This window comes from Microbacterium sp., assembly GCF_031179285.1.
Taxonomy (GTDB): domain Bacteria; phylum Actinomycetota; class Actinomycetes; order Actinomycetales; family Microbacteriaceae; genus Microbacterium.
This window is the reverse complement of record NZ_JAPSHY010000002.1, coordinates 76,278-100,407: the sequence shown is the minus strand read 5'-3', so window position 1 is coordinate 100,407 and position 24,130 is coordinate 76,278. Positions and strand designations below refer to the sequence as shown.

The 24,130-nt window shown below is 70.0% G+C and carries 23 protein-coding genes; 16 read left to right on the top strand and 7 right to left on the bottom strand.

The genetic code is table 11. The annotated features are described in order from the left end of the window. Positions 1-18: 18 nt before the first annotated feature. Complete coding sequence (locus RIN18_RS01675) at positions 19-1,425, top strand: MFS transporter (RefSeq protein ID WP_309102202.1); 1,407 nt, start codon at positions 19-21, stop codon at positions 1,423-1,425. A gap of 102 nt (positions 1,426-1,527) precedes the next feature. Continuing rightward, positions 1,528-2,178 carry an HAD-IA family hydrolase gene (locus tag RIN18_RS01670; RefSeq protein WP_309102201.1) on the top strand — a complete coding sequence of 217 codons (651 nt, stop codon included), beginning with the start codon at positions 1,528-1,530 and terminating at the stop codon, positions 2,176-2,178. Positions 2,179-2,193: 15 nt separating this feature from the next. Here the strand turns inward: RIN18_RS01670 and RIN18_RS01665 are convergent, their stop codons facing one another. Next, positions 2,194-2,793: a TetR/AcrR family transcriptional regulator gene (locus RIN18_RS01665; RefSeq protein WP_309102200.1), complete on the bottom strand. Its 600-nt coding sequence runs from the start codon at positions 2,791-2,793 to the stop codon at positions 2,194-2,196. A 29-nt stretch (positions 2,794-2,822) separates the two neighbouring features. Continuing rightward, entirely contained in the window at positions 2,823-3,260 is a 438-nt protein-coding gene (locus tag RIN18_RS01660; protein ID WP_309102199.1) for an Lrp/AsnC family transcriptional regulator, read from the bottom strand. A gap of 151 nt (positions 3,261-3,411) precedes the next feature. Here RIN18_RS01660 and RIN18_RS01655 point away from each other — a divergent pair, with 151 nt between their 5' ends. Genes RIN18_RS01655 through paaZ form a run of 7 tightly spaced genes read left to right on the top strand, consistent with a single transcriptional unit; the run spans position 3,412 to position 11,910 of the window. Continuing rightward, the gene (locus RIN18_RS01655; protein ID WP_309102198.1) at positions 3,412-4,515 is read left to right on the top strand and encodes a thiamine pyrophosphate-dependent enzyme; all 1,104 of its coding nucleotides are present in this window, start codon (positions 3,412-3,414) and stop codon (positions 4,513-4,515) included. Continuing rightward, the gene (locus RIN18_RS01650) at positions 4,512-5,540 is read left to right on the top strand and encodes an alpha-ketoacid dehydrogenase subunit beta (protein WP_309102197.1); all 1,029 of its coding nucleotides are present in this window, start codon (positions 4,512-4,514) and stop codon (positions 5,538-5,540) included. The genes RIN18_RS01655 and RIN18_RS01650 overlap by 4 nt, the downstream gene beginning before the upstream one ends. Next, positions 5,537-6,979, top strand: coding sequence for a dihydrolipoamide acetyltransferase family protein (locus tag RIN18_RS01645; RefSeq protein WP_309102196.1), 1,443 nt, complete (start codon positions 5,537-5,539; stop codon positions 6,977-6,979). The genes RIN18_RS01650 and RIN18_RS01645 overlap by 4 nt, the downstream gene beginning before the upstream one ends. Beyond that, the gene (locus RIN18_RS01640) at positions 6,979-8,166 is read left to right on the top strand and encodes an acetyl-CoA C-acyltransferase (RefSeq protein WP_309102195.1); all 1,188 of its coding nucleotides are present in this window, start codon (positions 6,979-6,981) and stop codon (positions 8,164-8,166) included. Before RIN18_RS01645 ends, RIN18_RS01640 begins: the two co-directional genes overlap by 1 nt. Next, positions 8,163-8,897: an enoyl-CoA hydratase/isomerase family protein gene (locus tag RIN18_RS01635; protein WP_309102194.1), complete on the top strand. Its 735-nt coding sequence runs from the start codon at positions 8,163-8,165 to the stop codon at positions 8,895-8,897. Before RIN18_RS01640 ends, RIN18_RS01635 begins: the two co-directional genes overlap by 4 nt. Then, positions 8,894-9,841, top strand: coding sequence for a 3-hydroxyacyl-CoA dehydrogenase family protein (locus RIN18_RS01630; RefSeq protein WP_375163476.1), 948 nt, complete (start codon positions 8,894-8,896; stop codon positions 9,839-9,841). Before RIN18_RS01635 ends, RIN18_RS01630 begins: the two co-directional genes overlap by 4 nt. Next, on the top strand, positions 9,838-11,910 hold the full coding sequence (gene paaZ, locus RIN18_RS01625; protein WP_309102193.1) for a phenylacetic acid degradation bifunctional protein PaaZ: 2,073 nt from the start codon (positions 9,838-9,840) through the stop codon (positions 11,908-11,910). The genes RIN18_RS01630 and paaZ overlap by 4 nt, the downstream gene beginning before the upstream one ends. Before the next feature lie 161 nt (positions 11,911-12,071). Here paaZ and RIN18_RS01620 read toward each other — a convergent pair whose 3' ends face one another. From RIN18_RS01620 to dhaK, 4 genes are all read right to left on the bottom strand, one after another. After that, the gene (locus RIN18_RS01620) at positions 12,072-14,192 is read right to left on the bottom strand and encodes a DEAD/DEAH box helicase (RefSeq protein WP_309102192.1); all 2,121 of its coding nucleotides are present in this window, start codon (positions 14,190-14,192) and stop codon (positions 12,072-12,074) included. Between the two features lie 176 nt (positions 14,193-14,368). After that, complete coding sequence (ptsP, locus tag RIN18_RS01615) at positions 14,369-16,888, bottom strand: phosphoenolpyruvate--protein phosphotransferase (protein ID WP_309102191.1); 2,520 nt, start codon at positions 16,886-16,888, stop codon at positions 14,369-14,371. Next, positions 16,888-17,532, bottom strand: coding sequence for a dihydroxyacetone kinase subunit DhaL (gene dhaL, locus RIN18_RS01610; RefSeq protein WP_309102190.1), 645 nt, complete (start codon positions 17,530-17,532; stop codon positions 16,888-16,890). Before dhaL ends, ptsP begins: the two co-directional genes overlap by 1 nt. Positions 17,533-17,567: 35 nt before the next feature. Next, positions 17,568-18,560 carry a dihydroxyacetone kinase subunit DhaK gene (gene dhaK / locus RIN18_RS01605; RefSeq protein ID WP_309102189.1) on the bottom strand — a complete coding sequence of 331 codons (993 nt, stop codon included), beginning with the start codon at positions 18,558-18,560 and terminating at the stop codon, positions 17,568-17,570. Positions 18,561-18,707: 147 nt separating this feature from the next. On the opposite strand from dhaK, the gene RIN18_RS01600 reads away from it, so the two are divergent. Continuing rightward, positions 18,708-19,475, top strand: a complete 768-nt coding sequence (locus tag RIN18_RS01600; protein WP_309102188.1) for an IclR family transcriptional regulator — start codon at positions 18,708-18,710, stop codon at positions 19,473-19,475. 34 nt (positions 19,476-19,509) lie between these two features. Beyond that, positions 19,510-19,929, top strand: a complete 420-nt coding sequence (locus RIN18_RS01595) for a pilus assembly protein CpaE (protein WP_309102187.1) — start codon at positions 19,510-19,512, stop codon at positions 19,927-19,929. A gap of 64 nt (positions 19,930-19,993) precedes the next feature. Here RIN18_RS01595 and RIN18_RS01590 read toward each other — a convergent pair whose 3' ends face one another. Continuing rightward, complete coding sequence (locus tag RIN18_RS01590) at positions 19,994-20,185, bottom strand: hypothetical protein (protein ID WP_309102186.1); 192 nt, start codon at positions 20,183-20,185, stop codon at positions 19,994-19,996. Positions 20,186-20,343: 158 nt separating this feature from the next. Here RIN18_RS01590 and paaA point away from each other — a divergent pair, with 158 nt between their 5' ends. The 5 genes from paaA to paaE are packed head-to-tail and all read left to right on the top strand — an operon-like array spanning position 20,344 to position 24,103. After that, positions 20,344-21,321: a 1,2-phenylacetyl-CoA epoxidase subunit PaaA gene (gene paaA / locus RIN18_RS01585; RefSeq protein ID WP_309102185.1), complete on the top strand. Its 978-nt coding sequence runs from the start codon at positions 20,344-20,346 to the stop codon at positions 21,319-21,321. Beyond that, positions 21,321-21,626 (top strand): 1,2-phenylacetyl-CoA epoxidase subunit PaaB, encoded by a 306-nt coding sequence (paaB, locus tag RIN18_RS01580; RefSeq protein ID WP_309102184.1) that lies wholly within the window; start codon positions 21,321-21,323, stop codon positions 21,624-21,626. Before paaA ends, paaB begins: the two co-directional genes overlap by 1 nt. 32 nt (positions 21,627-21,658) lie before the next feature. Next, positions 21,659-22,453: a 1,2-phenylacetyl-CoA epoxidase subunit PaaC gene (gene paaC, locus RIN18_RS01575; protein WP_309102322.1), complete on the top strand. Its 795-nt coding sequence runs from the start codon at positions 21,659-21,661 to the stop codon at positions 22,451-22,453. Next, on the top strand, positions 22,447-22,938 hold the full coding sequence (gene paaD / locus RIN18_RS01570) for a 1,2-phenylacetyl-CoA epoxidase subunit PaaD (RefSeq protein WP_309102183.1): 492 nt from the start codon (positions 22,447-22,449) through the stop codon (positions 22,936-22,938). The genes paaC and paaD overlap by 7 nt, the downstream gene beginning before the upstream one ends. 1 nt (position 22,939) lies before the next feature. Further along, positions 22,940-24,103 carry a 1,2-phenylacetyl-CoA epoxidase subunit PaaE gene (paaE, locus tag RIN18_RS01565; RefSeq protein WP_309102182.1) on the top strand — a complete coding sequence of 388 codons (1,164 nt, stop codon included), beginning with the start codon at positions 22,940-22,942 and terminating at the stop codon, positions 24,101-24,103. The last annotated feature ends 27 nt before the right edge of the window (positions 24,104-24,130 follow it).

The following is a 24,130-nucleotide window of genomic DNA, read 5'->3' as shown; positions in this document are numbered from 1 at the left end:
CCGACCGAAGGGATTCCCGTGTCCGCGACAGAGAACGATGTCGGAACCTCCGCATCCGCCCGTATAGCCCGCCCCCGCCTCGCCCTCACGCTGATCGCCGCCGCGCAGTTCGTGGTCATCATGGACACCTCGATCATCGGAGTCGCGCTCAGCGACATCCGGCGCGACGTCGGATTCACCCCGGACGGGCTCTCCTGGATCTTCAACGCGTACGTCATCGCGTTCGGCGGGCTGCTGCTGCTGGGCGGGCGACTCTCCGACCTGTTCGGCGCGCGGAGGATCTTCACGATCGGGTGGGTGACGATACTCGCCGGGTCCGTCGGAGCGGGTCTTGCCACCATGCCGTGGATCGAGATCGCCTCCCGGACCGTGCAGGGTGCGGGTGCTGCCCTCATCGCACCCGCAGCCCTCAGCCTGCTGATGGCAACTTTCGGTGGCACGCCACTCCTGCCCCGAGCTTTCGCGGTGTACGGTGCATCAGCGCCGATCGGCGGCACCGCCGGCGTGTTCCTCGGCGGCGTGCTGACGGAGTATTTCGGCTGGCCATGGGTGTTCTACATCACCGTTCCCATCGCCGTCGTGATCCTCGCCCTGACCCCGCGCGCATTCTCGGCTGGCGCACGGACGACGGGACGTGTCGACCTCGTCGGAGCCGTCACCGGCACGGCCGGACTCGCGCTCACGGTGTTCGCCATCGTGCGGGTACCCGAGGCCGGCTGGGCGACCCTCGAGACCGCCGGGACGTTGGCCGCCGGTATCGTGCTCCTCGTCGGCTTCGGGATCCGTCAGGCCCGCGCGACGCACCCCCTGCTGCGGCTCGGGATGCTGCGGATGCCACTGCTCGCCGGATCGAACCTCGCGCAATTGCTGCTCGGTGCCGCCTGGATCCCGATGTGGTTCTTCCTCAACCTGTACCTGCAGAACGTCCTCGGCGCGTCGGCGTTCGCTGCCGGCGCCGCACTGGTGCCCATGACCCTGCTGATCGTCATCGGGATGACCGTCATCGCGCCCCGGCTGGCTGCGCGCTTCGGCACGAGGGCGATGGTGGTCGGCGGCTTCGCGCTGCTCGGTGCGGGTGTGGGCTGGCTCGCATTCGCGCCTGCGGACGGCAGCTACCTGGCGCACGTGCTTCCGGCGTCGCTGGTGGCGGCATCCGGCATGGCTCTGGCGTTCGTGCCATCGTTGAGCACTGCGATCGCCAGCGCGGCCCCAGCCGAGGCCGGCGTCGCCTCCGGACTGGTGAACACCAGCTATCAGATCGGCTCGGCCGTCGGCTTGGCCATCCTGTCGGCGGTTTCGGCCGGCGTCGCCACCACCGCGGCGTCAGGCGCGGCCGGCTACAGCGCCGCCTTCGCCGGTGCGGCAGTGATAGCCGCATTCGGACTGGTGGCGGCAGCCGTCATGCTCCGGTCGACGCGAGACTGACGAGGGCGTGCCGGCTCCGTCGCACCTCGGCGCGGCGGGGTCGGCCGTCCGTGGCATCGGCCGTGGCATCGGCCGGTGTGGCCGCAGCGATACTCTGTGACGGTGACCGAGACCATCCATGCCCGCGCCGTCCTGCTCGACATGGACGGCACCCTCGTCGACTCGACAGCCGTGGTGGAACGCCTCTGGCTCGCCTGGGCCGAACCGCACGGTCTCGACCCCGCCACCGTGCTCGGCGTCATCCACGGCCGTCAGGGACACCAGAGCATGGCGATCCTCCTTCCCGAGCGCGACCACGAGGTCAACATCCATGAGAACGCCGTGATGCTCGCCAACGAGAGCAGCGACGTCGACGGAGTGGTCACCATCTCCGGCGCCGACGAGTTACTGACGGCTCTCCTGCCTCACCCGCACGCCATCGTCACCTCCGCCGATCTCACCCTCATGAACGCCCGCATGACAGCGGCCGGACTCACTGTCCCCGCGATCGCGGTGACGGCGGAGAACGTGTCCGCATCCAAGCCGGATCCGGAGGGCTTCCTTCGAGCAGCCGAGCTACTCGGCGTGGACCCGGCCGACTGCGTCGTCTTCGAAGACTCGAGTGCCGGCATCCAGGCGGGCCTCGCCGCCGGGATGCGGGTGATCGGCGTGGGAAAGCACGCTGTCACGCACGGTCCGACCCACCACGTCGACGATCTCACCCAGGTGACCGTCGTCGATACGGATGACGGGTTCACGCTGAACCTGCGCTGAGGCGGATGCCGGAGTTCAGCGGGTGCGCAGCCCGTCCAGCGCGACGGTGAGCACGTCGCGCGCGAGCGCTTCTGCCCCTTCCGGTCCGCTGGGGCGGTACCACTCGACGAGCGAGTTCACCATGCCGAACAGCAGTCGCGTCGCGATCGCCGCGTCGACATCGGCCCGGATCGCCCCCTCGTCCTGAGCCGCCTGCACGATCGCTGCGACCTCCTGGTCGAACGCGCGTCTGCGCTCCAGTGCTCGCCGCTCGACCTCACTGTTCCCCCGCACCCGCAGCAGCAGCGTCACCGACGGCAGGTTCTCCACCAGCACGCGCACCGCGCCCTGCAGCACCTCGGCGAGCCGGTCGCCCGAGCTCGCCGCTCCCGCGCCCGCGCCGGCGAGCGCACCCTCGAGGCCGTCGAGCGCCTCGCCCACCGCCGTCTCGAGGATCTCCTCTTTCGACGAGAAATGGTGATACAGCGCCGCCTTCGAAAGGCCCAGCCGGGCGGCCAGGGCGGCGACGGAGGTCGCGTCGTAGCCGGACTCGTTGAACACCGAGACCGCGGCATCGAGCAGCCCGCGCCGGTCGTAGCCGGGGCGGCCGCGCTTCGCCGTCGCTGCGTCCGTCACGCCGTCCAGTGTGTCACGGTGATCGGCGCTCAGCTCTTCGTGAAGTCCTCGAAGATCAGGGTCGTCCGGGTGGAACGCACTGACGGAATCGCCTGGATGTCCTCCAGCACGATCCGCCGGAGGTCTCTCGCATCCCGCGCGCGCACGAGCAGGATGACGTCGAAGTCTCCCCCGACGAGCGCCATGTGCTCGACCTCGGGGATCGCCTGCAGCTGGTCGCGGACGCTCTGCCAGGTCGCCTGCTCGATCGACAGCGTGATGTACGCCGAAGCGTGATGGCCGAGCAGCACGGGATCCGTCCTGACGGTGTAGCCCGTGATGACGCCGACATCGGTCATGCGCTTGATACGGGCGTGGACGCCGGCACGTGACACGTGCACGGCGTCGGCCATCGCCGTCATGGATGCACGGGCATCGCGTTCCAGCATCCGCAGGATCGCCTGATCGATGTCATCCAACTCCGCCATGGGCTCCGCCTCGATTCGTCAGTGATGCTGACAGTCTGCACCGCAACCCACCTCGTGGCGAGCAATCGTCCACGTTTCGATGCAATGCATTGGACGCCTGCGGAATCTGGCTCATGCTGGGCGTATCACGTTCGGCAAGGAAGGCGAACCGATGGACGACGACGCCCTGCTCCCCCGGCACACCCCGGTGCAGCTCATCGATCCCGCAGGCCAGGCCATCGCGGACGATCAGTATCCGCTCCCCGATGTCGATCTGCTGCTGCGCGCATACCGCGGCCTCGTCGAAGGCCGCCGCATCAACGAGCAGTGCACGGCGCTCGTGCGCCAGGGCCGCCTCGCGGTGTATCCCTCGTCGCACGGCCAGGAGGCATGCCAGGTGGCGGCGGCGATGCTCCTGGGAGATCACGACTGGCTGTTTCCGACGTACCGCGATGCCGTCGCCGTGATCGCGCGCGGCGTGGAACCGGCGCAGGCCATGGTGTTGTTGAAGGGCGATTGGCATTCGGGTTACGACCCCCGGCACCGTCGCGTCGCCCCGCAGGCGACGCCGCTCGCGACACAGCTGCTGCACGCGGTCGGCTTCGCGCATGCGGCGAAGATGCGCGGCGAGGACACCGTCGTCATGGCGCTCTGCGGTGACGGCGCCACCAGCGAGGGAGACTTCCACGAGGCGCTGAACTTCGCAGCGGTCTTCCGGGTGCCCGTCGTGTTCTTCGTGCAGAACAACGAGTTCGCGATCTCCGTGCCGCTGTCGCGCCAGAGCGCTGCACCATCGCTCGCGCACAAGGCGATCGGTTACGGCATGCCGGGGCAGCGCGTCGACGGCAACGACGCGGCCGGCATCCTCGCGGTGCTGCGCGAGGCGATCGAGCGTGCACGATCCGGCGGCGGACCGTCGCTCGTCGAGGCGCACACGTATCGCATGCAGGCGCACACCAACGCCGACGACGACACCCGATACCGTGAGCGCGCCGAGGTGCAGGCCTGGGTCGCGCGCGATCCCCTGCTGCGGCTGCAGACCTTCCTGCGCGGCCTCGGAGTCCTCGACGACGAGACCGAATCGGCCCTCGCTGCCGGCGCCGCGGAGATCGCCGCCGACCTCCGCCTGGCGCTGAACACCGACGTCGAGCACGACCCGGAAGACCTGTTCCGCTTCGTCAGGGCCAATCGTTCGGCGCAGCTCGACGAGCAGTGGGCGATGCTCCGCGGCGAGATCGAACGCGAGCAGATGAGCAACGCCGGAGGTGTGCGATGACCATCGCCGATGACGCCGTGCGCGTCCAGGATGCCGCTTCCACGACGACCCGGATGACGATGGCGGCGGCCCTCAACCGCGCGCTGGCGGATGCGCTCGAGGAGGACCAGTCCGTCGTGGTCTTCGGCGAGGATGTCGGAGCCCTCGGCGGGGTCTTCCGCATCACCGACGGCCTCACCGCGCGGTTCGGAGAGGAACGCTGCTTCGACACGCCGCTGGCCGAATCCGGCATCGTCGGAGCGGCCGTGGGCATGGCCATGAACGGAATGCGTCCGGTCGTCGAGATGCAGTTCGACGCGTTCGCATATCCGGCTTTCGAGCAGATCGTCAGCCATGTCGCCAAGCTCGGCAACCGCACCCGAGGCGCTGTCCGGGCGCCGATGGTGATCCGCATCCCGTTCGGTGGCGGTATCGGAGGCGTCGAACACCACTGCGATTCGTCGGAGTCGTACTACGCGCATACGCCGGGACTCACGGTGGTCGCACCGTCCACTCCGCAGGACGCGTACTCGCTGCTGCGCGCCGCGATCGCCTCCCCTGATCCCGTCGTCTTCCTCGAGCACAAGAAGCTCTACTGGGCCAAGGGGGACGTCGACACCAGCATCCGCACCGAGCTGACGTCGGCCCGCATCGTGCGCGACGGCACCGATGTGACGCTTCTCGCCTACGGCGCCGCGGTGCCGCTGGCGCTGGAGGCGGCGACGGCGGCCTCGACGGAGGGGCGGAGTGTGCAGGTCGTGGATGTACGCTCGCTCGCTCCGTTCGACGACGTGACCGTCACCGCCGCGGTGCGATCGACCGGGCGCGCCGTGGTCATCGCCGAAGCCCCCGGCCACGTCTCGGTGGCCTCCGAGATCCAGGCGCGGGTCTTCGAACGTTGCTTCGAGTTCCTCGCTGCCCCCGTGCGCAAGGTCACCGGGTTCGACGTGCCGTTCGCGCCGCCGAAGCTGGAGCACTGGTATCTACCGGACGTCGACCGCGTTCTCGACGCCATCGACACGCTGCACTGGGATGAGGACGCATGAGCACCGAGCTCTCCGGCACGACGCAGGTGTTCCGTCTGCCCGATCTGGGCGAAGGCCTCACCGAGGCGGGCCTCGTGCAGTGGCTCGTCGCGGTCGGCGACACGGTCGCCACCGACCAGCCGATCGCCGAGGTGGAGACGGCGAAGAGCGTCGTGGAACTGCCCTCACCGTTCGCGGGTGTCGTGGTGGCGCTGCACGGCTCACCCGGAGACACGATCGACGTCGGTGCCCCGGTGCTCGAGGTCTCCGACGCCCCCGCGACGGACACGACAGTGACGACGAAGACGACGAGGGAGGCGGCGACGGAGACGACGACGGAGAAGGACGCCTACCGCGAGGAGGAGCGCGCGGGCTCGGGGAACGTGCTGATCGGCTATGGCACCGCGTCGCCCGCGACGAGCGGCCGACGGCGTCGGCCCGCCGCGGCCGGGGCAGGGCCACGTTCCGGATCGAACGCGCCGGATGAAACGGACGAGCCGATGCCGGCACCGGCGACCGAACCGGCCCGGGGTGAGCTCTCACGCGATCGCCGTCCGGTCGCCGTGCGCTCCCCGCTCGTTCGACGCCTCGCGCGGGATCTCGGCCTCGACGTCCACACCATCGTGGCCACCGGACACGATGGTGCCATCACCCGCGCGGATGTGCTGCGCGCCGCCGTCGACAGCGCCGTCGACGGAGCCGCCGCTCATCACCGCGATACCGCGGCCGCCTCTGCAGGACACGAGGACGCCGGCGTCGACGGCCTTCCGGCGCGCTCGCGCGTGCGCCTGTCACCGCTGCGGAAGGCGGTCAGCGCCAAGCTGAGCCGCAGCCGCGCCGAGATTCCCGAGGCGACGGTCTGGGTCGACGTCGATGCGACCGCCCTCTGGGAGCTGCGGGCGCAGATGACTCCGGACGGGGTACAGGCACCGTCGGTGACGGCGCTCATCGCGCGGTTCGTGCTGCTGGCCCTCGAGGACTATCCGGTGCTGGCATCACGCCTCAGCGACGACGGCGAAGAGCTGATCGGCTTCGACGGCGTCAACCTCGGCGTCGCCGCCGACACCGAACGCGGTCTCATGGTGCCGGTGATCCCGCGGGCGCATGCCCTCAGCGTCGAGGAGCTGGATGCGGCACTGCGCGAACTCGGGCAGACGGCTCGCGCCGGCTCCATGCCGCCGGAGCGCCTGCGGGGGTCGACCTTCACACTGAACAACTACGGCGGTCTCGGCGTCGACGGGTCCGCTGCGATCATCAACCACCCCGATGTCGCGATCCTCGGCATCGGGCGGATCATCGAGCGGCCGTGGGTGGTCGACGGCGAGATCGTCGCGCGTCGCATCGCCCAGCTGTCACTGGTGTTCGATCACCGGGTGTGCGACGGCGGTTATGCCGCGGGCTTCCTCCGCCGGGTCACCGAGCTGATCGAGCACCCGCTGCGTGCCTTCGGGAGGGTGTGATGCAGGACGTCTTCCTCATCGGTGGAGTGCGCACCCCGGTCGGTCGATACGGCGGAGCGCTGTCGGGTGTGCGAGCGGACGATCTGGCCGCACTCGTCGTACGTGAAGCGGTGACGCGCGCCGCTGTCTCGGACGACGCCATCGACGAGGTCATCCTGGGAGCGGCGAACCAGGCGGGCGAGGACAACCGCAATGTCGCGCGAATGGCGGTGCTGCTGGCAGGACTGCCCGACACCGTTCCCGGTATCACGGTCAACCGCCTCTGCGCATCGGGCATGTCGGCCATCGCGATGGCTGCCCAGGCCATCCGTGCCGGCGACGCCGACATCATGGTCGCGGGTGGCGTCGAATCGATGACGCGCGCACCGTGGGTGCAGGCGAAGCCCGAACGCGCATGGGCGAAGCCGGGCGAGACGTTCGACACGTCGATCGGCTGGCGGTTCACGAACCCCCGCCTCGCCGCCAGGGGCGACACCACCTTTTCGATGCCGGAGACGGCTGAGGAGGTCGCCCGTCGCGACGGGATCAGCCGCGAGGATGCGGACGCATTCGCGCTGCAGAGCCAGCAGCGCGCTGTCGCCGCGATCGATGCGGGTCGCTTCGCGGCGGAGATCCTCGGCGTGCCCACACGCGCGGGTGAGGTCACAGTCGACGAGGGGCCGCGCCGCGATACGGGTCTCGATGCGCTGGCGGCGCTTCGGCCCGTCGTACCGGGAGGCACGGTCGTCACGGCCGGCAACTCCAGCGCGCTCAACGACGGCGCGTCGGCGATCGTCGTCGCCGGCGCCGACGCCGTGCGCCGACACGGCCTCGTGCCCCGAGCGCGCATCGTGACCGCTACCTCGGCTGCGCTCGCCCCCGAGATCATGGGGCTGGGTCCGGTACCGGCGACCGAGAAGGCCCTGCAGCGCGCCGCGCTCGAGATCGACGACCTCGGCGCGATCGAGATCAACGAGGCGTTCGCCACCCAGTCGATCGCCACGATCCGCCGGCTCGGGATGAATCCTGCCCTCGTCAACCGCGACGGGGGTGCGATCGCGCTGGGTCATCCCCTGGGATCGAGCGGATGCCGGATCGTGGTGACGCTGCTGGGCCGGATGGAGCGTGAAGGCGCCTCACACGGACTTGCCACCATGTGCGTCGGCGTCGGCCAGGGCACGGCCATGATCGTGGAGCGGATGTCGTGACGTTGCGCGTCGAGAAGCAGAGCGACCGGATCGTCGCGACCCTGGACCGCCCCGAGAAGCGCAACGCGATCGACGCGCACACCATCGACGCGCTGCACGCACTGTGCGCTGAGCTCGAAGAGGCGCCGCGCACACTCATCGTGACGGGCGGGGGCGGCGTCTTCGCGGCAGGCGCCGACATCGCCGAGTTGCGAGACAGATACGCGGCGGACGCGCGCCGTGGCATCAACGCCACCGCCTTCATCCGCGTCCGCGAACTGCCGATGCCCGTCATCGCGGCCATCGACGGATATGCGCTCGGGGGCGGGGCGGAGCTGGCGTATGCCGCCGATATCCGCATCGGAAGCCAGGGACTCCGGATCGGCAACCCCGAGCCGGGACTGGGCATCATGGCGGCAGCCGGCGCGACCTGGCGCCTTCCCCAGATCGTGGGAGACGCGCGGGCCTGTGAACTGCTTCTCACCGGCAGGATCCTCGATGCCGAGGAGGCACTGGCCTGGGGACTGGTCTCTTCACTCCATCCCGCGGATGAGCTGCTGGCGGCGGCGCACTCCATCGCCGATCGGATCGCGGCCAGCGACCCGCTCGCCGTGCAGCACACCAAGCGCGCGCTGCGAGCGCGGCCGGAAGACCATCCGGCCATCGAGTTCGAGCTGCAGGCCGAACTGTTCGAGTCTCCGGAGAAACTCCGTCGGATGACCGACTTCCTCGAACGGCGTGCACACCGATGATCCACAGCTCCTCCGGGTCGGCTCACGGCCGCCCCGACACCTCCGCCACCGCGATGACGAACGCCGGGCGCCCAGCGCCGGCACGCGTCGGCGTGCTCGGCGGCGGACGCATGGGCGCCGGGATCGCGCACGCCTTCCTCCTCGCCGGATCCCGCGTCGCGGTCGTCGAGCGCGATTCCGGCGCGGCGGAGGCCGCGTCGGGGCGCATCGCGGAGACCGTCGGGCGCTCGGTGGAGCGTGACGCGGCACTCGACGCCTCCGAGATCATCGGACGCCTGTCGTGCGGGGTGGACTTCGCGTCGTTCGAGGCATGCGACCTGGTGATCGAGGCCGTGCCCGAGGATCGCACGCTGAAGACGTCGGCGCTGCAGTCGGCCGAGGCCGCGATGACCGAGACCGCCGTTCTCGCCTCCAACACCTCGTCCATCTCGATCGACGACCTCGCATCCGTCCTCACCCGGCCGGATCGTTTCCTCGGCCTGCACTTCTTCAATCCGGTTCCGGCATCGCTCCTCGTCGAGATCGTTCGGGGAACCGCCACGGATGCAGCCGTCGTCGACGATGCTCAGGGCCATGTTCGAGCACTCGGCAAGGCACCGATCGTGGTCAAGGACTCCCCTGGCTTCGCCTCCTCGCGCCTGGGCGTGATGCTGGGCCTCGAAGCGATCCGAATGCTGGAGGAGGGCGTCGCCAGCGCAGAGGACATCGATGCCGCGATGACCCTCGGGTACCGGCATCCCCTCGGCCCGCTGCGTACCACCGACATCGTCGGGCTCGACGTGCGGCTGGGGATCGCGGAGGAGCTCGCCTCGGCTCTGGGGCCGCGGTTCGAGGCGCCCGCCCTGCTGCGCACGATGGTCGCCGAGGGCAGACTCGGCCGCAAGAGCGGCGAAGGTTTCTACAACTGGAGCTCCGCCCCGGCGGAGAACGGAGGACGATCATGACCGGCATCCTGCCCAGCTATGTCGAGGGCGAGTGGTGGACGCCCGCTGCGACCGTGTCGCAGGACCCGGCGTCCGGCACCGAGGTACGAGATGCATCGACCGGTGAGGTCGTCGCGCGGGTGAGCACCGACGGCCTCGATCTCGCAGGCGCGCTGGAATACGGGCGCACCGTGGGGCAGGAGAGCCTCGGGCGCCTGAGCTTCCACCAACGCGCGGTGCTGCTGAAGAAGCTCGCCCTGGCACTGACCGCGCGCAAGAGCGAGCTCTACGAGGTCTCCGCTCGCACCGGTGCGACCAGGACGGACTCGTGGGTCGACATCGATGGCGGCATCGGCGTGCTCTTCTCCTACTCGAGCAAGGGCAGGCGCGAGCTGCCCGACGGCCAGATCTACGTGGACGGCCCGGTCGAGCCGCTGTCCAAGGACGGCTCATTCCTCGGCCGGCACGTGTACTCCCGCCTTCCCGGTGTCGCCGTCCAGATCAACGCGTTCAACTTCCCGGTCTGGGGGTCGCTGGAGAAGTTCGCCCCCGCCTTCCTCGCCGGCGTCCCCACCGTGGTCAAGCCCGCCACCCCGACCGGCTATCTCGCCGAGGCGTTCGTGCGCATCCTGGTGGAATCGGACCTGCTGCCTGCCGGTTCGCTGCAACTCATCAGCGGTAGCGTGTCCGACCTGTTCGATCACCTCCGGCTGGGCGACATCGTCGGCTTCACCGGCAGTGCGTCCACCGCCGAGTCATTGCGAGCGCACTCGGCCGTGCAGACCGGCGGTGTGCGCTTCACGGCAGAGACCGACTCGATCAACGCCTCGGTGCTCGGCACCGATGCGACGGCCGGCACTCCCGAGTTCGACGCCTACGTGCGTCAGCTCGTCACCGAGATGACGTCGAAGGCGGGTCAGAAGTGCACGGCGATCCGGCGTGCGATCGTGCCGGCGGTGTCGGCGGATGCCGTCGTCGAGGCCGTTCGCGCCCGGATCGCCGACAAGGTCGTGCTGGGCGACCCCCGCGCTGAGGGCACGACCATGGGGCCGCTCGCCTCACCCGCGCAACGCGATGAGGTGCTCCGACAGGTGGGCAGGCTCACGGATGCCGGCGGGCGGATCGTCGTCGGCACGATGGACGCTCCCGACGTGCTCCATGACGACGGCAGCACGGCACCGGCGCCCGACGGTGCCTTCGTCTCGCCGATGCTGCTGCGCTTCGACGATTCCGCAGCAGACGCGGTGCACACCGTGGAGGCGTTCGGCCCGGTCGCATCCATGCTCACCTACGACACCACGGCGGAGGCGGGAGGGCTCGTGGCCCGCGGGGGCGGCTCGCTCGTGACGAGCATCGCCACTCACGACCCGGTGCAGGCGATGGAACTCGCCGCCCGCATCGCCCCGTTCAACGGGCGGATGCTGCTGCTCGACCGCGATGATGCCCGATCCTCCACCGGGCACGGCTCACCGCTTCCCAACCTCGTGCACGGCGGGCCCGGTCGTGCCGGCGGGGGCGAAGAGCTCGGCGGCATGCGAGCCGTGCTGCACCACATGCAGCGCACGGCGCTGCAGGGTTCGCCCGAGATGCTGACCGCGCTCACCGGGCAGTGGCACGCCGGTGCCGCCGCGAACAGCGACGGCCGGCATCCGTTTCGAAAGCCCCTAACCGAACTGCGCATCGGCGACCAGGTCGTCTCGGCATCGCGGAAGGTGACGCTCGACGACATCGAGACATTCGCGCACTTCACGGGCGACACGTTCTACGCGCATATGGACGAGGACGCCGCTGCCGCGAACCCGTTCTTCCCCGGGCGGGTGGCGCACGGGTACCTGCTGGTGTCGTGGGCGGCCGGTCTCTTCGTCGATCCCGAGCCCGGTCCGGTGCTGGCGAACTACGGCCTCGAGAACCTGCGGTTCCTCACACCCGTCTCACCCGGCGACACGATCCGCGTCGAGCTGACCGCGAAGCAGATCACACCACGTGAGACCGACGAGTACGGCGAGGTGCGGTGGGATGCCGTCATCCGCAATCAGGACGAGGAGACGGTCGCGACCTACGACGTCCTCACTCTCGTGTCGAAGGAGTAACCGCGCGCGCCCAACGAAGAAGACAGACGTCGATCGAGGGTCGCGAGAACCGACATCTGTCTTCTTCCATCGTCGACGCGCGGATGCCGCACGGCGCGCGGATGCCGCCGGGCGCGCGCACCCTACCCGGGGCGTGCTCACCGCCCGACGCTCGGGTTGTCTCAGCCGCGCAGCGCGAGCACGAACGGGAGCACCGCGGTCGCGCCCGCCTGCCGGAGCGCCCGAGCGGCGACGGTGAGCGTCCAGCGGCTGTCCGCCTGATCATCCACCAGCAGCACAGGTCCCACCGGGATGTCGAGCGCATCCGCGCTGAATCGCTCCCAGACGCCGGCGAGTCGGAACGCACTGTTACCGCCGGGCTGGCCCGCCGGTCCTCCGCCCGCCGGCTCGAGGGCCCCGAGGTACGGCAGCCGGCCGACCTCGGCGAGCCCGCGGGCGAGGGAGTCGACGAGAAGCGGGCGGGAGCGGGAAGGCATCGCGACGACAGCCACCGGCCGTTCGTCCCAGTCCCAGTCCGCGAGCACGCGCACACACGCCGCGAGGAGCTGAGGGGCGACGGGTGCGTCGACGGCGCCGGCGGCGAACAACTCGCGCAGGGCGCCGCCCCAGCCGAGGTCGGTCAGCCGCGCCAGCGCCCGGCCCTCACCGGCCTGCTCGCTCGCGGCGATCCGGCCCTTGACGGGAACGCCGAGACGGTCGGCACCCGTCGGCCACGCGCGCCGCGGCTCGATCGGGACGCCGACGCGATCCAGAGACTGCGCCGCCGCGGTGGTCGCCGCCGCGCCGATCTCACGAGGAAACCAGACGCCGGCGCAGTTGTCGCATCGGCCGCACGGCGCTGCCGTGTCGTCGTCGAGCGAGCGCTGCAGGAACTCCATCCGGCATCCGTCGGTGTGCTCGTAGTCGATCATGTGCTGCTGCTCGGCGACGCGTTCGGCCGCGATGCGCTCGTAGCGTGCGGCGTCGTACACCCACGGCTGGCCGGTCGCGACCCATCCGCCCTGCACCCGGCGCACCGCACCGTCGACGTCGAGCACCTTGAGCAGCAGCTCGAGCGGCGTCCGGCGGATGTCGACCATCGCCTCCAGTGCCGGCGTGGATACCGGCGCATCTCCGAGGGCCGCGATGACGCGTTCGGCACGTTCCTGATCCGGCATCGACGCCGTCGCGAAATAGTGCCAGATGTCGCGATCCTCGGTGCCAGGGAGCAGGAGCACGTCGGCGCTGTCGCTCGCCCGGCCGGCGCGACCGACCTGCTGGTAGTAGGCGACGGGCGAGGACGGCGCACCGAGGTGCAGCACGAAACCGAGGTCGGGCTTGTCGAAACCCATCCCGAGCGCGCTCGTCGCGACGAGCGCCTTCACCTCGTTGCGCTTGAGCATCGCTTCCGACTCCGTGCGTTCGTCGGTGTCGGTCTGGCCGGTGTACGCGCGCACGGCATGCCCGCGGTCGCTGAGAAGTCGCGCGGTGTCGACGGCGGCGGCCACCGTCAGGGTGTAGATGATCCCCGAGCCGGGCAGCTCGTCGAGGTGGCTGAGCAGCCATGCCAGTCGGCTCGCGGAATCGCGCAGCCGCAGCACCCCCAGGCGGAGCGACGCTCGCGCGAGAGGCCCGCGGATGGTCAGCACTCCCTCACCCGCCTCCTCCCCCGGACCGCTCGCGGTGGCGCCCAGCTGCTCGGCGACGTCCGCCACCACACGGCTGTTCGCCGTGGCCGTGGTGGCGAGCACCGGCACCTCGGCCGGCATCTGGGCGATGAGGTCGCGCAGCCGGCGGTAGTCCGGCCGGAAGTCGTGCCCCCAGTCGCTGATGCAGTGTGCCTCGTCGACGACGAGCATCCCGATGCGGCGGACGAGCGCTGGAAGCTGCTGCTCGCGGAACGCCGGGTTGTTCAGCCGTTCCGGTGACACCAGCAGGACGTCGACCTCGTCACGATCGAGCTGCGCGAGCACATCGCTCCACTCGTGCGCGTTCGTGGAGTTGATGGCCACCGCCCGCACGCCGGCGCGCTCGGCCGCCGAGATCTGATCCCGCATGAGCGCCAGCAGGGGTGAGACGAGGACGGTGGGTCCGGCGCCTTGCCGTCGCAGCAGCAGCGTCGCCACGAAGTAGACCGCCGACTTCCCCCAGCCGGTCCGCTGCACCACCAGGGCGCGGCGACGACCCTCCACGAGTGCCTGGATCGCCTCGTACTGCCCCTCGTGGAACTCCGCATCAGAGCGGCCGACCAGTTCGCGCAGCGCAGTGATCGCGGCGTCGCGGGTGTGTGTGGTCGAAGTCATGGGTCCCACTCTGCCTCACGCGACCGACACGACGACCGCCACCGAACCGTTCGACGTGCGCGAAGTGCTCGATCCGCGCGGATATGCAGCACTTTGCGCACTTCGAGCTTGAAAGGGGCGACCGGCCAGATCAGGGGCGACCCGTCTGGGTCAGGGGCGACCCGCCGAGGCCAGGGTCAGGGCCGGCGCGTCAGCACCGCGGATGCCGCCGCACGGGCTTCATCGGCCGACGGCGCTGCGAGAGCTGCGGATGCCGCCCGGCGGCAGTCGTCATCAGTCACGGTCGACAGCGCCGCCGCCACTCGGCCCAGCGCTCGCGACGTCATGGAGAGGCTCGTCGCACCGAGACCGACGAGCACCGGCGCCAGCGCGGGGTCTCCCCCGGCCTCGCCGCAGACGCCGACGCCTCTGCCGGCTGCCCGACCCGCATCTCCCACCGCGGCGATCAGGCGCAGCACCGCGGGTTGCCACGGGTCGTTGAGGTCGGCGAGATCGCTGAGCAGGCGATCGGCGGCCATCGTGTACTGCGCGAGGTCGTTGGTGCCGATGCTGGCGAAGTCGACCACTTCGAACAGCTCGGTGGCCAGGAGCGCGGCGGACGGTGTCTCGATCATCACCCCGACCCGCGCGAGGCCGTTGCTGCGGCAGCGCTCGGCGAAGTCCGCGGCCTCGTCGATCGTCGACACCATCGGAGCCATCACCTCGACGTCGGCGCCCTCAGCGGATGCCGCGAGGGAAAGAGCACGCAGCTGGTCATCGAGCAGCCCCGGCGCCCGGCGCGCGATGCGCAGACCCCTGACGCCCAGTGCGGGGTTGTCCTCGTGGTCGGCGTTCGCGAACGGCAGCGGCTTGTCGCTTCCGGCGTCGAGGGTGCGCACAACGACCTTCCGTCCACGGAACGGCGCCAGCACGCCGCGGTAGGCTGCGACCTGCTCATCGACGGTCGGCGCATCGGTCCTGTCGAGGAAGCAGAACTCGGTGCGGAACAGCCCCACGCCCTCGGCGTGTGCCGCCGCGGCGAACACGGCGTCGGCGTCACCGCCGACGTTGGCGAGGAGCGGGATCGAGCGTCCGTCCGCGAGCCGGCCGGCTCCGTCGAAGGCGACCACGATCGCGGCGGCTCGTGCATGCTGCACTGCCGACTCGGGCGGGTCGACCTCGACGATGCCGCGGTCTCCGTCAACGACGACCGTTGTTCCGCTGGGGATGGCGGTCGCCTGCGCGACCCCCACGACCGCCGGCAGGCCGAGCGAGCGAGCGATGATCGCAGTATGCGAGGTCGGCCCGCCGTGCTCTGTCACGAGAGCGACGCAGTTGCCTCCTTCGAGCGCGGCCGTGTCGGCGGGGGCGAGATCGCTCGCCACGAGCACGAACGGTTCGTCGCGCTTCGGGATGCCGGGCATCTGCAGGTCGAGGATCTCGGCGACGATGCGGTCGCGGACGTCGCGGATGTCGGCGACCCGCTCGGCCATCCGGCCGCCCAGGGATGCCAGCGCCCGCTCATGTGCCGCGGCGGTCTCCCACACCGCCCGTGCGGCGCTGCGCCCCCGGGTGCGTACAAGGGCGGTCGCCTCCGACACCAGTTCGGGATCGGACGCGAGCAGTCGCGACGCGTCGAGGATCGCCCGCGCCTCACCGGTCGCGGCGTCCGTGCGGGAGCGGAGGTCGTCGGCGACGGCGACGGCCGCCCACTCGATGCTCGCCGCCTCGTCAGCGCGCGCGGACGGTTCGATGATCACTCCGGCGGCAGGCTCCGGAACCGGTGGTGCGAGATGCACGACCTCGGCGGCCGCGAGACCGGCGCTGACGCCCCGCCCGCGCAGCGTCGTGCCGGAGGGCACCGCCATGCGGTTTTCCCGCTCCGCGGACGCTGCCTGGGCACGCTCCGAGGGAGTGGTCGCCGTGGCGGCGGATGCCGCGGTCGCCGGCGCCGTCCCCTCGCCGAACCCGTCATCGAACAGAGCGACGAGGCGCTCGAGTGCCGCCCTGCCGTGGGATCCGGCCGCTCGAAGCTCCAGTTCCTGACCTTGGCGGGCGCCGAGCATGAGGAGGCGGGAGAGGCTCCCGGCCGCCGCCTCCGGGCCGTCCGGCAGACGGCGCAGCCGCACATCCGAACCCGCCGACGCCTCCGCGATGAGAGCTGCGGGACGCGCATGGATGCCGAGCGGATTGCGCACCGTCACGATCCGCGTCTCGACGCCGCCGTCATCCGCCGCCGCCGCCGTCGCGGAATCGCCCTGCCCGTCCGGTTGCGTCCTGTCGCCGGCATCCGCCCGTTCCTCGCCGAGCTGCCCGGTCTTGGCGCCGAGAGCCGCCGTCGCCTCCGACGCCACGGTCCCAAGCGACGCCCCGGCCGCAGCCGAGACCACCGCCGCCAGCAGTCCCTCCACGAAGGGCGCCGGCACCAGCCGCACCGGCACATCGCTCGCGCGCAGCTCGAGCGCGAGTTCGGCGCTGAGCACGGCCGAGCCGAGATCCATGAGCACCACGACGCCGTCGCAGTCGGTCGCCAGCTCGTCGATCGCCGAGGCGACGGCGACGGCATCGGTGCCGAGCACGGCTCCGCCGTCGGCATCGGTTCCGGCGCCGGCGGCGACGAGCACGCGGGCACCCCCGCTCGGCACCATCTGCAGGGCAAGCTCGAGGGCCGCCTCCCCGAGACGAGCGCTGTGGGAGACGGCGACGATGCCGATCATCAGGTGCGTTCGGCGATCGTCGTGGCGAGGGTCTCGAACAGGATCGCCGTGGATGCCGCTCCCGGATCGAGGTGGCCGGTGCTGCGCTCGCCGAGGTAGCTGGCCCTGCCCTTGCGGGCGACGAGCGGGAGGGTGGCGTCGCGCCCGGCGGATGCGGCTTCGGCGGCGGTGCGCGCCGCATCGGCCATGCTCGCCCCGCCCGCGATCGCGGCATCGAGCGCGTCGACGGCGGGCGCCATCGCATCGAACATCGTCTTGTCGCCCGCCTCCGCCTTTCCACGAGCCACGATCCCGTCGAGTCCTGCCCGCAGCGCTGCGGCGAGCGCGGTGGCGTCGAGCTCTGTGACGGTGCCCGCCGTCATCCCCATGCGCAGGAAGAACGTCCCGTACAGGGGCCCGCTCGCCCCGCCGACCGAACTCACCAGCGTCATGCCGACCCCCTTGAGCAGCTCATCGACGGTGCCGGGTGCGACACCTCCGAGCTTGTCCGCCACCGCCGCCATCCCGCGCGCCATGTTGGCTCCGTGGTCGGCATCGCCGATGGCGGAGTCCAGTTCGGTGAGCCATTCGCGCTTCTCCGTCACCGCGTCACGGAAGCGGGTGATCCACGCGGTGAGGGTGCCGGTGTCGATGGTGTCTGTCATGGTGATCCTTCGCTGTTCGTCGTCGTCGGCGCGGGTCACGCGCCCCAGCGCAGCCCCGGCGTGTTGACCGGTGCGTCCCAGAGGCGCAGCAGCTCGTCGTCGGCCTTGAGGACCGTCACGGAGCATCCGGCCATGTCGAGGGAGGTGATGTAGTTGCCCACGAGGTTGCGGGCGATCTGCACTCCGCCCTTTTCGAGGAGCGCGGCGACCTCCGCGTACATGAGGTAGAGCTCGATGAGCGGGGTGGCGCCCATGCCGTTCAGCATCACGATGGCAGGGCCTGCCGCGTCGAGGTCGGCGAGGATCGGCTCGACGAGCTGTCGTGCGATCTCGGATGCCGGCGCGAGGGGTTCCCGGTGGCGCCCTGGCTCACCGTGGATGCCGATGCCGATCTCCATCTGATCGTCCGGCAGGTCGAAGGTGGGCTTGCCCGCGGCCGGCACCGTGCAGCTCGTGAGTGCCATCCCCATGGAACGGCCCTGACCGTTGATGCGCTTCGCGAGCTCGACGACCGACGCGAGGTCGCGCCCCTCCTCGGCGGCCGCTCCCACGAGCTTCTCGAGCAGCACCGTGAGGCCGACGCCCCGGCGCCCGGCGGTGTAGAGCGAATCCTGCACGGCGACATCGTCGTCGACGACGACGGTGCCGACCTCGATGCCCTCCATCGAGGCGAGCTCGGCGGCCATCTCGAAGTTCAGCACGTCACCGGTGTAGTTCTTCACGATGTGGAGCACGCCGGCACCGCGATCGACGGCCTTCGTCGCCACCTGCACCTTGTCGGGGGTCGGAGAGGTGAACACCTCGCCGGCGACGGCGGCATCCAGCATCCCGAGCCCGACGAAACCGCCGTGCAGGGGCTCATGCCCTGAGCCGCCTCCGGAGAGCACGGCGACCTTGCCCTGATCTTTGGGAGTCGCACGCGTGATGACGTGGTTCTCGAGGTCGACCGCGAGTTCGGGATGAGCGAGGCTCACTCCTCGCAGCGACTCGACGAGCACGTCTTCCGGTGCGTTGATGAGCTTCTTCATCGTGCGATCTCCTTTGATCTCAAATCCGAGGAATCGGAATACTTTTCGTTAATGTCGAATATGCTCGGGCTGTGCCGGGATGTCAAGAGCATCTCGGCGCGACGAGAACACCCGACTCGAAGGCGAGCCGGAGAAGGAGGGCAGGCCGTGATCCAGGCCATCGATCGCGCCGCGAAGGTGCTCGAACTGCTGCAGGGGGCCCGGCACCTCGGCATCAGCGATCTCGCGTCGGCTCTGAGCCTTCCCCCCTCGACGGTGCACGGCATCGTGAAGTCGCTGCGCGCGCACGGGCTGGTCGCCAAGGAGCGAGGGGGCCAGCGTTACATGCTCGGTCCGACGCTCCTGCGGCTCAGCAACGTGTACCTCGACACCCTGGACGTGCGGGCGCGCGCGATGCGCTGGACGCAGGAGCTCGCCAGGCGCACGCGCCTCTCCGTCCGGCTCGGAGCTCCCCACTTCACCGACGTGCTCGTCATCCACCACAACCTGCGACCCGACGACAGCCAGCAGATGCTGGAGACCGGTGTGGCGATCCCGGCGCACGCCTCCGCCATGGGCAAGGTGCTGCTCGCGTATGACCTGGGCTTCCAGCGGAGCGTCTTCGAGCAGCCGCTGCAGAGCCTCACCGGCGACACGATCACCGATGTCGCGCGCCTCACCCTGGACCTCCCGGCCATCGCCGATCGCGGCAGCGCGAGCGAGAACGATGAGGCGGTGCTGGGCGAGTCGTGGGTGGCGGCACCGATCGCCGACGCCGCGAACGACATCGTCGCCGCGGTCGCCGTGGTCCTGCCGTCGACGCAGCTTCCGGCGAGTGACGCCGTGCTCGACGCACTGCGCGAGACGGCCCGCAACATCTCGCGGGAGCTGGGTGCCACCGCCTGGCCGCCGCGGGTGGCACCTGCCGAGGAATGACGCCCGACCGGGCACCGCGGGTTAGCGTGGAGACGTGATCACCCGTGAACTCGCCATCGCGCTGCGCGAAGCCGGCCTCGTCTGGCATCCCGACAGCGGCGACCGGTTCCAGCTCGACCTTCCAGACGACGTCGAACTCGAAGCCGAAGCCGAGATCTTCACCGTCAGCGAGATGACGATCGAGGCACGGCGCACCCCGAGCGGTACCGACCTCGCCTTCAACGGGACCACCGAATGGGCGCTCGACGCGGTGACGCTCGAGGATGCCGTATGGCTGCCCCGCGAGGACCAGCTCCGCGAGTTGCTGCGCGGCACGTTCCGGCGGCTCGTACGTCTGGAGGACACCTTCCGCGTCGAGATCGAGATCGCCGGAGAGCCTGTGCAGTTCGAGCACCCCGATCCCGCGGAGGCATACGGGCGGGCCCTCCTCGAGCTCATCTCCCGCTCGCACTGACCCCCGGTGGCTCCCAGCCGCGGGACTCTCAGCGGTGCTGAGCGGCAAGCAGCGCCCCCTCACATCAGCTGGGCTCGGCCGGGCGCTGCGCGGAGAGCACAGTGTCGAGCTTGCTATCGAGCTGTTCGATCGCAAGCACCATGTTCACGATCGCGTCGGCGAGGTGCTCCTCGAATGCCGTCATGGCGCGGCGTTGCGCAGAACTCGCGGCATCGAAGGCCGCCTGGCGCGCGTCATAGGAGGGATCGACGTCCACGGAGGTTCCTTTCACGGCGTTCCGCCGGCTGCGGGGCCTGACCGGCACAGCGTAGCGGGCGCCCTTTGCTCGGAGCATCCTTGCGTGTCCGCATTCCTCCATGCGAGAATAACTTAACGATCGGTCAGTAAAGAGCCCCGAGCGCACAGGAGTCGACGATGACCAGCCCCGCAGACCTCTCTCTCGTCGCGGAAGACACATCCGAGCAACAGCGCCTCTTCGATGACCTCATCGCGCACGAGCAACGCATCGAACCCCGCGACTGGATGCCGGACGCGTATCGCAAGACGCTCATCCGGCAGATCTCGCAGCACGCGCACTCCGAGATCATCGGCATGCAGCCCGAGGGCAACTGGATCACCCGGGCGCCGAGCCTGAAACGCAAGGCCATCCTCCTCGCCAAAGTGCAGGATGAGGCGGGACACGGGCTCTACCTCTATTCCGCGGCGCAGACCCTCGGGATCACGCGCGACGAGATGATGGATCAACTCATCTCCGGCAAGGCGAAGTACTCGTCGATCTTCAACTATCCGACGCCCACCTGGGCCGACATGGGCGCCATCGGCTGGCTCGTCGACGGCGCTGCCATCTGCAACCAGGTGCCGCTGTGCCGGGCCTCGTACGGGCCGTACGGCCGAGCGATGGTGCGCGTCTGCAAAGAGGAGTCCTTCCATCAGCGTCAGGGGTTCGAGATCCTGCTCACCCTCATGCAGGGCACCGATGAGCAGCGCGCGATGGCGCAGGATGCCGTGAACCGCTGGTACTGGCCGAGCCTTGCGATGTTCGGCCCGCCGGATGATCAGTCGCCGAACTCGGCGCAGTCGATGGCATGGAAGATCAAGCGGTTCTCCAACGACGACCTCCGCCAGCGCTTCGTGAGCATGCTCGTGCCGCAGGCCGAGATCCTCGGCGTGACCCTCCCCGACCCCGAACTGCGTTTCGACGAGGAGACCGGCCGGTACGAGATGGGCGAGATCGACTGGGACGAGTTCTTCGAGGTGCTCCGCGGAAACGGGCCGTGCAACGCCGAGCGCCTGGAGCGTCGTCGCACCGCGCAGGAGGAAGGCGCGTGGGTGCGCGAGGCCGCTGCCGAGTATGCGCGCAAGAAGGCCGCCACGGCCCCGGCGGTGGCATGATGGCGACCCCCGGCACAGACGAATCCGAGCCGTGGCCCCTCTGGGAGGTCTTCGTCCGTGCCAATCGCGGTCTCAGCCACGTGCACGTCGGCTCGCTGCACGCGCCGGACGCCGACATGGCCATCCGCAACGCCCGCGACCTGTACACCCGCCGGGGCGAGGGCGTGTCGATCTGGGTGGCACCCGCCGAGGCGATCACGACCAGTGACCCCGACGCGAAGGGCGCCTACTTCGAGAGCCCCGCGGGCAAGAACTACCGGCATGCCGTCTACTACACCGCCTCCGAGGGGGTGCCCCACCTGTGAGCGAGCAGATCGATTCGCCGCACGGCGACGTGATGGTCGAGGAGCTCCGCCTCGCGCAGGAGCTGGCGGGAGCCGGCACGCGAGCGACGTCCCCCGACATCGCCGAGTATGCGTTGCGGCTGGGCGACGACGCGCTCATCCTGTCTCAGCAGCTCGGTGCCTGGATCTCTCGGGCGCCGGAGCTCGAAGAGGATGTCGCGCTCGGCAACATCGCCCTGGATCTGCTCGGACACGCCCGCTCGCTGCTGCACTTCGCCGGGTCGTTCGACGGGCGCAGCGAGGACGACCTGGCCTACTTCCGCGACGAGCCGGAGTTCCGCTGCGCGTGGATCGTGCAGCAGCCGAACGGCGACTTCGCGCAGACCATCGCCCGTCAGTTCGTCGTGGCGACCTACATGTTCGAGCTCTACTCGGCCCTTCGCTCCAGCAGTGACGCGACGATCGCCGCGATCGCCGAGAAGGCCATCAAAGAGGTCGACTACCACCGTGATCACAGCGTGCAGTGGATGCTGCGACTCGCGGGCGGCACCGACGAATCGCGCCGCCGAATCACGCGTGCCGTCGGCGATGTCTGGCCGTACGTCGACGAACTGTTCCGTGACGACGACCTGATCGAGCGTCTCGGCGACGCGGCCGTGCGGCCGTCGGCACTCCGAGCCGGCTTCGACGCCGTCGTCGAGACGGTGTTTACCGAGGCGGAACTCGCCATCCCGTCGGTGGCCGCCTCGTCGGCCGGCGGCCGGCACGGCTCGCACGCGTCCGCGCTCGGCCATATCCTCGCCGAGATGCAGGTGCTCGCCCGGCGGCATCCGGGAGCGACATGGTGACCCGCGAGCAGGAGCGCGCCTGGACGATCGCGGCGGCGGTCGCCGATCCCGAGGTGCCGGTTCTCACGATCGAGGATCTGGGAGTGCTGCGCCGCGTCGAGTTCACCGGCGATGCGGTGCACGTCGACATCACCCCCACCTACAGCGGCTGCCCGGCGATGGACGCGATCCGCGACGACGTGGTCCTCGCGCTGACCTCGGCAGGCTTCGACCACGTCGAGGTGCGACTGGTGCTGTCTCCGGCATGGACGACGGACTGGATGACGGATGCCGGCAAGCGCAAGCTCACCGAGTACGGCATCGCACCGCCATCCGGCCGGGCCGCGGTGCCGTCCGGCCCCATCCGGCTCGCGATCAGCGTCCGCTGCCCCCGCTGCGGCTCGCTCGACACGCGAGAGGTCTCCCGATTCGGTTCGACGTCCTGCAAGTCCCTCTTCGAGTGTCGTGCATGCCTCGAGCCGTTCGACCACTTCAAGGTGCACTGACATGTCGCTTTTCGCCGCTCCCCCGGCAACCGCGCCCGCCCCGCGTCGGCCCTTCGTCGTGCCGACGAAGAAGCGCGCCCGCTTTCACACCCTGACGGTGGAGAGCGTGCGACCGCTGACCGATGACGCTGTCGAGGTCACCTTCACCGTCCCCGCGGCGCTGGCCGAGGAATACGACTATCTGCCGGGGCAGTACGTGGCGTTGCGGACCACACTCGAGGGCACCGAGGTGCGCCGCTCGTACTCGCTCTGCCGCCCGCCGGAGCATCGCTCCGACGAAGGCGACACGCGGCTCAGCGTCGCGGTGAAGCGCGACGAGGGCGGACTGTTCTCGACCTGGGCGCAGACCGGATTGCATCCGGGATATCGGATCGACGTGATGAGCCCCCAGGGCACCTTCACGTCGGGGCTGGACGGCCTCGATGATCGGCACATCGTCGGCATCGCGGCCGGTTCCGGCATCACGCCGCTGATGGCACTCGCACACACCGTGCTGTCCCGATCGAACACGTCGCGCTTCACGCTGCTGTACACGAACCGTTCGACGCTCGACGTGATGTTCCTCGAGGACCTCGCCGACCTCAAGGACCGGTTCCCCTCCCGCCTCACCCTGCACCACGTGCTCTCACGCGAGCAGCGGACCGCTCCCGTGCTGTCGGGGCGGATCGATGAGGAGAAGCTGCGGACGATCCTCGGCGCACTGATCCCGCCGTCGAGCGTCGACGAATGGTTCCTCTGCGGTCCGCTCGCTCTCGTCGACATGTGCCGCCAAGTGCTCAGCGATGTGGGCGTCGACCGATCCCACGTCCGCTTCGAGCTCTTCACCACCGGCGACGAGCCGGCGCGGGCCGCCCGTCCGGTGCGGGTGCGCAGCGGAGACCGGACCGTGCAGATCGAGGTGACCCTCGACGGGGTCTCGTCGACGGTCGAGAGCCCGGTCGACGCGCACGAGTCGGTGCTGAACGCCGCACTTCGCGTGCGGCCGGACGCACCGTTCGCGTGTGCCGGCGGCGTGTGCGGCACCTGCCGAGCGCGAGTGGTGGAGGGAAGCGTCACGATGACCGAGAACTACGCCCTCGAGCCTGATGAGCTCGAGCGGGGTTTCGTGCTGACCTGCCAGTCGCACCCCACCAGCGACCGCGTCGTCGTCGACTACGACGTGTGACCCTGCGACCTTCTCGCACGAATGGAG